The 10,176-nt window shown below is 69.1% G+C and carries 10 protein-coding genes; 6 read left to right on the top strand and 4 right to left on the bottom strand.

What is annotated here, in order from left to right; genetic code table 11:
- Nucleotides 1–11: 11 nt before the first annotated feature.
- Nucleotides 12–716 carry an MFS transporter gene (locus tag H9634_RS12425; RefSeq protein ID WP_225210928.1) on the bottom strand — a complete coding sequence of 235 codons (705 nt, stop codon included), beginning with the start codon at nt 714–716 and terminating at the stop codon, nt 12–14.
- Between the two features lie 150 nt (nt 717–866).
- Here H9634_RS12425 and H9634_RS12420 point away from each other — a divergent pair, with 150 nt between their 5' ends.
- The gene (locus H9634_RS12420) at nt 867–1,085 is read left to right on the top strand and encodes a toxin-antitoxin system protein (RefSeq protein ID WP_191727013.1); all 219 of its coding nucleotides are present in this window, start codon (nt 867–869) and stop codon (nt 1,083–1,085) included.
- On the opposite strand, the gene H9634_RS12415 is transcribed toward H9634_RS12420, so the two are convergent.
- Together H9634_RS12415 and H9634_RS14950 are read right to left on the bottom strand one after the other, a co-directional pair.
- Nucleotides 1,082–2,815: a DNA repair helicase XPB gene (locus tag H9634_RS12415; RefSeq protein ID WP_191727011.1), complete on the bottom strand. Its 1,734-nt coding sequence runs from the start codon at nt 2,813–2,815 to the stop codon at nt 1,082–1,084. The two genes, H9634_RS12420 and H9634_RS12415, sit on opposite strands and share 4 nt — an antisense overlap.
- The gene (locus tag H9634_RS14950) at nt 2,812–5,019 is read right to left on the bottom strand and encodes a helicase-associated domain-containing protein (protein WP_191727009.1); all 2,208 of its coding nucleotides are present in this window, start codon (nt 5,017–5,019) and stop codon (nt 2,812–2,814) included. The genes H9634_RS12415 and H9634_RS14950 overlap by 4 nt, the downstream gene beginning before the upstream one ends.
- Before the next feature lie 102 nt (nt 5,020–5,121).
- On the opposite strand from H9634_RS14950, the gene H9634_RS12405 reads away from it, so the two are divergent.
- From H9634_RS12405 to H9634_RS12385, 5 genes are all read left to right on the top strand, one after another.
- Nucleotides 5,122–5,373, top strand: a complete 252-nt coding sequence (locus H9634_RS12405) for a hypothetical protein (protein WP_318245108.1) — start codon at nt 5,122–5,124, stop codon at nt 5,371–5,373.
- Between the two features lie 184 nt (nt 5,374–5,557).
- Nucleotides 5,558–5,926, top strand: coding sequence for a cold-shock protein (locus H9634_RS12400; protein ID WP_102161941.1), 369 nt, complete (start codon nt 5,558–5,560; stop codon nt 5,924–5,926).
- Complete coding sequence (locus H9634_RS12395) at nt 5,926–7,026, top strand: DUF3027 domain-containing protein (protein ID WP_225210911.1); 1,101 nt, start codon at nt 5,926–5,928, stop codon at nt 7,024–7,026. The genes H9634_RS12400 and H9634_RS12395 overlap by 1 nt, the downstream gene beginning before the upstream one ends.
- A complete protein-coding gene (locus H9634_RS12390; RefSeq protein WP_191727007.1) occupies nt 7,023–8,288 on the top strand; it encodes an MFS transporter in 1,266 nt (421 codons plus the stop codon). The genes H9634_RS12395 and H9634_RS12390 overlap by 4 nt, the downstream gene beginning before the upstream one ends.
- Nucleotides 8,289–8,416: 128 nt before the next feature.
- On the top strand, nt 8,417–8,917 hold the full coding sequence (locus H9634_RS12385; protein ID WP_191727005.1) for a DUF456 domain-containing protein: 501 nt from the start codon (nt 8,417–8,419) through the stop codon (nt 8,915–8,917).
- A 113-nt stretch (nt 8,918–9,030) separates the two neighbouring features.
- Here the strand turns inward: H9634_RS12385 and serC are convergent, their stop codons facing one another.
- On the bottom strand, nt 9,031–10,167 hold the full coding sequence (gene serC, locus H9634_RS12380) for a phosphoserine transaminase (RefSeq protein ID WP_404801693.1): 1,137 nt from the start codon (nt 10,165–10,167) through the stop codon (nt 9,031–9,033).
- Between the last annotated feature and the right edge of the window lie 9 nt (nt 10,168–10,176).

Here is a 10,176-nt window from a genome sequence, read left to right as displayed (position 1 = left end):
TGCACCTGGGCCTAGCCGACCCCACCACCCCGACATTCAAAACCAAGGAAATCCTGCCAACTACTTGACGCGGGACAGAAGCACGCACCTGAGGCAGCAACCACATGCAGCAGGATCGGGGTGGAGAAGAGCAGGACGACTCCCTGCCGCAGCTGGTCCAGCGAGGATTCGCTCTCACGCGTCGGTGAACTCGTGCCGGTCGGCTGGGCTGGCAGCAGGCCCGTGGCGAGAGCGCCGATTGAGGCTGCGACTGCGGTGGCGATCGCTGGCCAGGTGATATCGACCGCAGCGAGCAGGCCGCCGCAGGCTGAAGCAATGACTCCGGCGGTCAGTTCCAGTGAGCTGAGGTGTCCCCACACTCCGACGCCTCGGTCCTCAGCTGCAGAGCCGAGCGCGTCGTAGATATAGGCGTCGAGTGCGCCGGTGAGCATGGCAATGCCCATACCGCTGAGGGCGAAGGAGACACTGAAAGCGAGATGGGGCCCCGCGAGTGCGAACAGCGTTTCGGCGACAGCGTTGAAGCCGAACCCTGCGATGATCACCCATCTGCGGTCGATGCGATCGGCGACGATGCCGCTGGGCACCTCCGCGACGAGGATGCTCGCACCGAGGATCGTCTCGAAGATGAAGATGTCTGAAAGAGACTGACCCCGGCTCAACAGGAACAGCGCACTGACCGGGACGTAGAAGCCCAGGCCGCTGGCGACAGTCGCCAGGGCGATGGGGAACAGGTGGGCATTTCCCCAGACGTCAGTCCAGGGTGAGCGGTTCTATCGCATCACGACTCCATCTTCTTCGGTGATCTGACCCTCACCCTACCTGCCGGCAGGCGGTCTCGTCGGGGGACCGAATCACATACTGATCCTATGGCGGCACCAATCTCGGGCTCAGCTGAGCTGTTCGATCGGATCAACCGGTGTGCCCGGGAACAGGGGCTGACGCCGGTGGCGCTCATCGAACGACTCCTCGATGACGAGGATCGTCGCCGGCGCATAGAGGCCTTCGGCCCCGCCATGCGCAATGCCCCAGATGACTATTGGGGTGAGTTCAGCCGCTGGGAGGCTGGCACCGGGTCCCCGCTCTAACGCCCGAGCTGGTCGGCGTTGAGGATCGTGTAGCTGTATCCCTGCTCGGTGAGGAATCGGCGGCGGTGGGCACCGAAGTGCTCATCAACGGTCGAGGCCGCCACGACCGTGTAGAACGTCGCGGCCTCGGCGTGCGGCTTGGGCCTGAGGATCCTTCCGAGGCGCTGGGCCTCTTCCTGCCGGGAGCCGAAGGAGCCGGAGACCTGGATGGCGACCGAGGCCTCGGGCAGGTCGACGGAGAAGTTCGCGACCTTCGAGACGACGAGCACTGAGATCTCCCCGGCCCGGAACTTCGCAAACAGCTCCGTGCGCTCTTTCACCGGTGTCCTGCCGGTGAGCACGGGGGCGTCGAGGGCCTCGCCGAGCTCTTCGAGCTGGTCGAGGTACTGGCCGATGACGAGCACCTGCTGGCCGGCGTGCTGGGCGGCGATCTTCTTGACTACCGGGATCTTCGCATCTGACGCGGCTGCCAGCCGATAGCGGTCCTCCCCATCGGCGTGTGCGTAGGCGCGCCGGGTGCCGGCGTCGAGGCGGACCCGCACTTCGTAGCAGTGGGCCTCGGCGATGAAGCCGGCGGCCTCGATCTCCTTCCACGGTGCTTCGAACTGTTTGGGGCCGATGAGGGAGAACACCTCCTCTTCTCGCCCGTCCTCGCGCACGAGTGTGGCGGTGAGGCCGAGCCGGCGGCGGGCCTGCAGGCCGGCGGTGAGGCGGAACACCGGGGCCGGCAGCAGATGCACTTCGTCGTAGATCACCAGGCCCCAGTCGCGGGCATCGAGCAGCTCCAGGTGGAGGTAGGAGCCTTTCCGGCGGGTGGTGAGGACTTGGTAGGTCGCGATTGTGATCGGGCGGATCTCCTTGACCGAACCGGAGTATTCGCCGATCTCCTCGGCGGTCAGGGTGGTGCGCCTGAGCAGCTCGGCCTTCCACTGCTTGGCCGCGACCGAATTCGTCACCAGGATGAGCGTCGTCGTGCCGACGGCGGCCATCGTCGCCGCCCCGACGATCGTCTTGCCCGCCCCGCACGGCAGCACCACGACCCCGGACTCACCGTGGGTGAACGCATCGACGGCCCGCTGCTGGTACTCGCGCAGATGCCACGGCTGAGTGTTGCCCACGACACCGGTGCTCTCCGCTCCCGAGGCACCGGTGCCCTCCGCACTCGAGGCGCCCGTCGCCTCGGTGCCGGTGTCCCCGGTGGTGGCCGACAGTGCGATCTCATGCTTCTCACCATCGACGTAGCCGGCGTGGTCGGAGACCGGGTGGTCAAGCCGCAGCAGCCGGTGCTTGAGCTCGCCGCGCTCCGAGGGGTGCACGCGCACGGTGTGCTCATCGATCCGGGCGCCGACCAGTGAGACGATCTCCGGATGCGCGATGAGCTCGCTCAGCAGGTCCGCGTCCTGGCTGTGCAGGACGAGCCCGTGGATGGGGGACTGTTCGAGGGTGAGGACCCCGAAGCGCTCCATCGTCTCGACGATGTCGAGCAGCAGCTCGTGCGGGACTGGGTGCTTGGCGTATTCGAGCAGTGCGTCGATGACGGATTCGGGATCGTGACCGCTGGCCCGGGCGTTCCACAGCCCGAGCGGGGTGATCGTGTACGTGTGGATGAGCTCGGGCGTCTTGGCCAGCTGCGCGAACGGGGCGATCGCGATCGCCGCCTCGGCAGCCTCCGGGTGGGTCGATTCGAGCAGCACAGTGCGATCGGCCTGGACGATGAGGGGACCGTTCACAGGCTGTCCTCGCTGCCCGTGTCCTCGCTGTCCGTGCCCTCGCTGTCCGTGCCCGAGGTGGGGGTTCCTGAGGCGGGGGTGTCCGAGGCGGGGGCGGGCGTGGTGCCGACGCCGCCTGTGCCGGCGGGGGCCGCGGAGATGATGCGGGCGAGCCCGAAGGTCAGTTCGGTGTCGCGGGCCGGGCCGGTGCGGGCGCGCACCCGGCCGCCGGCCACCTGGACGGGGGCGATGCGCACCTGACGCTGGGAGCCCTCACGGCCGACGACGGTGAGGTCGACCTCGGTGCCGGTGGCGGCGGCCTCGCGCAGCACATCGGCGATCGTCGACGGTGAGTCGGTCTCCGGTTCCTCGCTGCCGGTGCGAAGTGAGGCGATATAGGAGGCCAGCCGCGAGTCGGGCACCCGGGTCGTGCGCCGGGTGGTGGCCGGGCGGCGGGCCAGGCTGGCCGCGCGTGGAGGAGCAGGGTTCTCCGGTGCCGCTGCCATCGTCTGGTATTCGGCTGCGTCGAGCAGCATCGCCAGCCGTTCGCGGGAGACGTTCGACACCGCCACCGTCGCGCTCAGGCGGGTGAGCCCGGCCGGGACGAGGGCGGAGTCGGCGAGCATCGCGGCCAGTTCGGCTTCGTCGTCGACGACGATGACGCTGCGCGCGGCGGCGATCTGGATCCGGCCGAGCCGGCCGGCGGTTTCGGTGATGAGGAACTCGAGTGGCTGGGGCAGTGTGTCCTGCCCGGTGACCTCGCGCAGCCGGGCGGTGATGTCATCAGCGCGCAGCCCGGACTTCAGCGCATCGGCGATCGTCGTCTCGGTGAACCGGTACACGGTGCCCTGCCCGCGGGTGTCGACCTCGGCGAGCTCGGTGAGCGCGGCATGGATCTGCGGGGCCAGCGGCCCGGTGGCGATCGCCGTGAGATCGGATTGGACGACCACCTGCGTCTGCAGCTGCGGCAGGATCCCATCGACGCGGGCGGGAATCGATTCGGGCACTGACACCGCAGTGATGTCGAAGCCGGTGACCGCACGGGCGGCATCCATCGCCTCGGCCAGGTGAGCGGCGAGCATCCGGCCCAGCGCCGTGAGCGCGTGGGCGCGGCCGTCGGCCAGCGGGGTGCACAGCAGCCCGAGCAGCGCGGCCTCCTCGATGAGCCGGGTGAGGGTGGTCGTGCCGGCGGCGGCCAGCAGCGGGTGGCGCCACTGGATGTGGGCGATGAGCAGCGCATCGGGCACCGCCAGGTGGGCACCGGCCTCGTCTGCGGCGGCTGTCAGGTCCGCGAGGGTGAGCAGCAGTGCGCAGCGGGCATGCGGCAGCGGCGGCTGGGACTGCGGGAACCCGGCATAGGCGGCCTTGCGGTGCAGACCTGCCGAAGCGGCCAGCGACTGCAGCCGGTCCCCGCGCTCGGTGCGCCCGGCCAGCACATGGGTCGTATCGACCGCGCCGGTCAGCCAGGTCTGCAGCAGCATCGCGTAGACCTCGCTGCGCTCGGCGGCGAGCACCGTGTCGAAGGCCGTGGTCGGCAGCCAGCGCGGGTCGAGCTCGGTGCCGCCGATGCCCAGCAGCCCGGCGGCTGCGGCCAGCTCGGTGAGCATCACCGCATCGGCGAAGCTCACCCCGAGCGCCCGGGCGATGACCTGCATATCGCGCTTGCCCGCCCCGCCGCTGGTGAGCTGGGAGACCTCATGGGAGGTGAACGCATCGACAGCCGAGAGCACTCCGGACACCGTCGCCGAGGCGGCAGCCGTCTCGGCATTGGCAGCGATCGCCGCAGCGACCGGGCGGGTGCAGGAGCCCGGGTCGGCCGGGGCGGTGGCGGAGGCCCAGTCCGGGGGAGTGCGCAGCTCAGCTGCCGAGGTAGGCAGCAGACTCATCGTTTCCGCATGGGTGCGATAGGCATCCTCGCCGACCGGCCACAGCAGCCCGCGGGTCTGCAGCGTCTCCACCACCTCGGGCGCGGCTGCCAGCGTGGCCGCCGGCACGGCTGGATCGACACGGGTGGCGCATGCCGCGCGGTGCACGGCCTGCAGGGCAGCTGTGTCGAGGGATTCGAGCCCGGTGGCCACCGCGCTGCGCGACCCGGCGGCTGCGGCGACATCGCGCAGCCGGGGCAGGTCGGTGCGCATGAGATCGCGGCGGGCGCGGGCGAACGCGGCGAAGTCCGCATCGGGAAGCTCGCGCAGCCAGGCGGCGAAGGAGGTCAGCGTAGCCATCGGGCCCAGTCTAGTACCGCCGGCCGCACCCGGCCCGGGCCTCGGCTACAATAGTCTGGCCAGCCAGCACAGGCCCGCACGCAGCAGAAGGAGGTGGCCACGGTGAGCGCACCGGCGCAGAGCGCACCGCCGCACAGGCGCACGACCTCGCGAGCCGATGCCGTGCTGACAGCAGCTGCGGTGATCTTCTCGCTCATCGGGGTCCTCGCGATCGCGGTCGTGCTCGTCCAGGCCGCCATGCAGGCCAGACCCTCGGCGCTGATGACCTATACGGGAATGATCTGCCTGCCGATCGGGTTTGCAGGAATGCTGGCCGTGCTCATCCGCGCGACACTGCGCCGCCGCAGCAGCTGAGGCCGGCCCGCCGCGGCCCCTGCGGCTCAGCCGCCCGGCCCGCCCGCACGACAGCCGCCCGGCACCCGCGGCTGACACCGCACCACCGGCCCACCGGCCGCACCACCCCGACCACTGAACTCAGAGCAATCCGCTTCTGCTGCGGCACGATCGCCGCGCGAAGCTTCGTATGCGAAAGGACGCTATGCCCACCGGACGCGTGAAATGGTTCGACGAAGGCAAGGGATTCGGCTTCGTCACCGCCGATGACGGCGAACAGATCTTCCTCCACGGCTCCGCCCTGCCCGCCGGGGCACAGGTGCGCACCGGCACCCGGCTGGACTTCGACATCGTCGACGGCCGCAAGGGCAAGCAGGTGCTCAAGGCCCGCGTGCTCGACGCACCCCGCAAGGTCCGCCGCGATCCGGAGAAGATGGTCGTCATGGTCGAAGACGTCATCCGCCTGCTCGATGACACCGCCGCCGGCCTGCGCCGCGGCCGGTACCCCGATTCGGCACATTCGCATAAGGTGGCAGAAGTGCTCCGCGCGATCGCCGATGACCTGGAGGGTTGATGTCGCACCTGTTCGATGCCTGGCTAGAGGACATGCGGGCCAGCCGCAGCCGCACAGGCGCCGCCCTGGCTGACTCCGGCGAGCCGGAAGCCGCCGGAGAGCCCGAGGCGGGGGCAGCCGCAGCCGCCCCAGCTGCCGATCCGCAGTCGCTGCAGACCGCCGCCGAGGCGCCGCGCGCCTCGCGCAGGCCAGCGAAGGTCGCCGATGACGCCCTCCTGCTCGCCGCGGTCGACCTCGCCCGCGAGGCGATCGCCGAGGCTGCTGAGGCTGAGCACATCGGCGCTCACCTGTCGGCTGTCATGGAGGGCCAGCGTTTGGCCACCCACGCATTCGCCTGCACGATGCCCGGCTACCGCGGCTGGCACTGGATCGCCGTGCTCGCCCGCGCCCCGCGCTCGAAGAAGGTCACCGTCTGTGAGACTGCGCTGCTGCCTGGCGAGGACGCCCTCGTGGCCCCGCGCTGGGTGCCGTGGTCCGAGCGCCTGCAGCCCGGTGACATGAGTGCCCGCGATGTGCTGCCGAAGGTGCTCGACGACCCGAACCTCGAGCAGGGCTTCGAGCAGGTCGGCGGTGAGGGCACCGGACTGGGCCCTGATGATCAGATCGACCAGATCCCGAACTTCGAATGGGGTCTGGGACGGCGCCGCGTGCTCTCCCGTGAGGGCATCGCGAATGCCGCGACCCGCTGGGAGAACTCCGACGCCGGTCCCGAGGGCGACTTCGCCCGCCGGTCGTCTGCGCACTGTTCGACCTGCGGCTATCTCATGCCGATGGCCGGGTCCCTGCGCACACAGTTCGGTGTGTGCGCCAACGAGTGGTCGCCCTTCGACGGCCGCGTCGTCGCCCTCGACAACGGGTGCGGCGCGCACTCCGAAACTGATGAGCGGCGCAGGCCCGAGCCGATTCCCGACCCGGTCATCGATGACCTGGATGAGGACTTCGACATGGTCGCCACCACCAGCACCGAGCAGTCCGGCAGCAGCGAGACCAGCAGCGAGACCGGCGGTGGGGACACGGATCAGCCGGCCTCCGCCTCGGGAACGGATGCGGCGCACACCGCCGCCGAACCCGAACGCGAGGAGGCACACGCCAGCCGATGAGCTCGATGTTCCGGTCGCTGAGCGAGCCCAACTACCGCCGGTGGTTCTCGGGTGCGCTGGTGTCGAACACCGGAACGTGGATGCAGCGCACGGCGCAGGACTGGATCGTCCTCACCCAGCTGACCGACAACGACGCGACCGCGCTCGGCATCTGTATGGCCCTGCAGCTGGGACCGCAGCTCATCATGTTCCCCGTCGCCGGGGCGATCGCCGATAGGTTCCCCAAGCGCAAGCTGCTCATCCTCACCCAGGCCCTCCTCGGCGCCTGCGGGCTGCTGCTCTTCGCGCTGGCGATCACTCACCTGCTCGTGCTCTGGCACGTCTACGTGCTCGCCTTCGCCCTCGGCATGGTCGCCACGATCGACAACCCCGCCCGGCAGGCCTTCGTCTCCGAACTCGTCGGCGAGAAGCTGCTGCCCAACGCCGTCTCGCTCAACTCCGCCTCCTTCAACGGTGCGCGCATGTTCGGCCCGGCGATCGCCGGCGGACTGACCGCACTCATCGGCGCCGAACCGGTGTTCCTCATCTCCGGGCTCGGCTTCGCCGCCACCATCGGGGTGCTGCTCACCCTCGACCGGACCCGTCTGCACTCGACGAGTACACGCAAGATGGGCAAGCGCGGGGTGCTCGGCGGATTCACCTACATCCGCACCCGGCCCGACATCATCGTCGTGCTCACGATCCTCGGGATCGTCTCGACGTTCGGATTCAACTTCAGCGTCTACACCGCCACGATGGCCAAGATCGAGTTCCACCAGGACGCCGGCGGGTTCGGGCTGCTGTCCTCGGTCATGGCGATCGGCTCGGTCGCCGGAGCGCTGACAGCAGCCAGGCGGGAGAAACCGCGGCTGCGGATGGTCTTCGGTGCCGCCGGCGGGTTCGGGCTCGCCTGCCTGTTAGCGGCGATGGCCCCGAGCTACTGGGCGTTTGCGGTCGTGCTCACCGGTGTCGGGTTCTCCGCGATCACGATGATGACCTCAGCGAACGCCTATGTGCAGACGACGACGCCGGCCGGTTACCGCGGCCGGGTCATGGCGATCTACGCCGCCGTCGTCATGGGCGGCACCCCGATCGGCGCACCGGTCGCCGGCATCATCGCCGACCTTCTCGGCCCCCGGGCCTCCCTCGTCGTCGGCGGGCTCTCGGGTGTTATTGGACTGTCCGTGGGGCTGGGCTGGATGATCTTCGCCAAGCACCTGCGCGTCCACCGTCCCCGCCGGCGCCGCCGGCTCATCCACCTCAGCTACGACGGCAAACCCTGAGATCGACCGCACCCGAGGAGTGGGGCCGTGAGCTGTCAGCCGGTGCGGCGCGCCTGTCCAGGCCGGTGCCGGGCGGTGCTCGTACACTGAGTGCGCACCCTGTTCCCACAACGTGAGGCCACTTGGCAGTGAACGCAGAAACCATCACCACCGTGATCGTCGGACTGGCGATGCTCATCGGCTGCATCGGCATCATCGTTCCCGTGTTGCCGGGTTCGATTCTCATCGCCATTGGTGCACTCGTCTGGGCGATCGTGCTCGGCACCACGACCGGCTGGGTGACGCTGGCCGTCATCCTGCTGCTCGTGGGCATCGGCATGGCCGCCTCCTGGGTGCTGACCGGCAAGCGGCTCAAGGCACGGCAGATCCCGAACTCCTCGCTGCTGATCGCCGCCGTCTGCGCGTTCATCGGCTTCTTCGTCATCCCGGTCGTCGGCTTGTTCGTCGGCTTCATCGCCGGTCTCTACCTTGCTGAATTCCGGCGGCTGAAGGACCCGAAGGACTCCTGGCAGTCGAGCTGGACGGCGATCAAGGCGCTGGGCATCGGCATCATCGTCGAGTTCTGCTGTGCGGCAGCGGCACTGACGACCTTCGTCGTCGTCAATGTCATCTCCTTCGTCAGCGCCTGAGTGCGGGTACCGAAACGGCCGGCCACCCCGCGGGGTGACCGGCCGCTGTGCGATCTGAAACGCCCAGGTGTGAAAGTTCAGGTCTGAACGCTCATGTCTGAAGGGTCAGACGCTCACTGCTGCACGGCGGTGAGCACGAAGTCGATGCAGGCCAGCAGCGCCTTGACGTCCTCAGGCTCGACTGAGACGAAGGTGGCGATGCGCAGCTGGTTCCGGCCGAGCTTGCGGTAGGGCTCGACGTCGACGACGCCGTTGGCACGCAGCATGTCGGCGACAACTGCGGCGTCGATGGAGTCGTCGAAGTCGATCGTGCACACGACAGCCGAACGGTCAGCCGGGTCGGCGACGAAGCAGGTGGCGACCTCGGAGTTCTCCGCCCACCGGTAGACGAGCTCCGATGACGTCCGGGTCCGCTCGGTCGCCCAGGCGAGCCCGCCGTTGCCGTTGATCCACTCGATCTGCTCAGCCAGCAGCAGCAGAGTCGCGACAGCCGGGGTGTTGTAGGTCTGGTCCTTGCGCGAGTTCTCGATCGCGGTGACGAGGTCGAGGGAGGCCGGGATCCAGCGGCCGGAGTCCTTGATCTCATAGGCCCGCTCGATCGCGCGTGGGGACATGATCGCAATCCACAGGCCGCCATCGGAGCCCATGTTCTTCTGCGGGGCGAAGTAGTAGACGTCCGTTTCGCGGATGTCGACCGGCAGGCCGCCGGCACCCGAGGTCGCATCGATGACGACGAGTGCATCATCCGCGATGCCGGCCGGGCGGCGGATCTCGGTGGCGACACCGGTGGAGGTCTCATTGTGCGGCCACGCGTAGACATCGGCACCAGCCACCGCCTCGGGAACGGCACCGGTACCGGGCTCGGCGTCGAGGATCGCGGACTCCGCGAGGAACGGGGCTGTGTTCGTGGCTTTGGCGAACTTCGCGCCGAACTCACCGAACTGGGCGTGGGCGGCCTTCTCGCGCACGAGCCCAAAGGCGGCGACATCCCAGAACACGGTCGATCCGCCAGTGCCGAGCACCACCTCGTAGCCGGCGGGCAGGTCGAACAGCTCAGCCAGGCCGGTGCGGATGCGGCCGACGAGCTTCTTGACCGGGGCCTTGCGGTGGGAGGTGCCGATCACCTCGCGCCCGGCAGCGGCCAGCGCCGTCAGCTGCGCATCGCGCACACGAGCGGGCCCGGAGCCGAAGCGGCCGTCGGCGGGCAGGAGTTCGGATGGGATCTTCACGGATTTCGGTGCATCACTCACCCCATCGAT

This window comes from Brevibacterium gallinarum (genome assembly GCF_014836885.1).
GTDB classification, from domain to species: Bacteria; Actinomycetota; Actinomycetes; order Actinomycetales; family Brevibacteriaceae; genus Brevibacterium; species Brevibacterium gallinarum.
The sequence above is the reverse complement of the archived record's forward strand: the minus strand, read 5'-3'. Positions and strand labels throughout refer to the sequence as shown.

Coding starts and splice junctions, on each gene's coding strand:
- H9634_RS12400 (WP_102161941.1), top strand. CDS start 5,558: ATGCCCACCGGACGCGTGAAATGGTTCGACGAAGGCAAGGGATTCGGC.
- H9634_RS12395 (WP_225210911.1), top strand. CDS start 5,926: ATGTCGCACCTGTTCGATGCCTGGCTAGAGGACATGCGGGCCAGCCGC.
- H9634_RS12420 (WP_191727013.1), top strand. CDS start 867: ATGGCGGCACCAATCTCGGGCTCAGCTGAGCTGTTCGATCGGATCAAC.
- H9634_RS14950 (WP_191727009.1), bottom strand. CDS start 5,019: ATGGCTACGCTGACCTCCTTCGCCGCCTGGCTGCGCGAGCTTCCCGAT.
- H9634_RS12390 (WP_191727007.1), top strand. CDS start 7,023: ATGAGCTCGATGTTCCGGTCGCTGAGCGAGCCCAACTACCGCCGGTGG.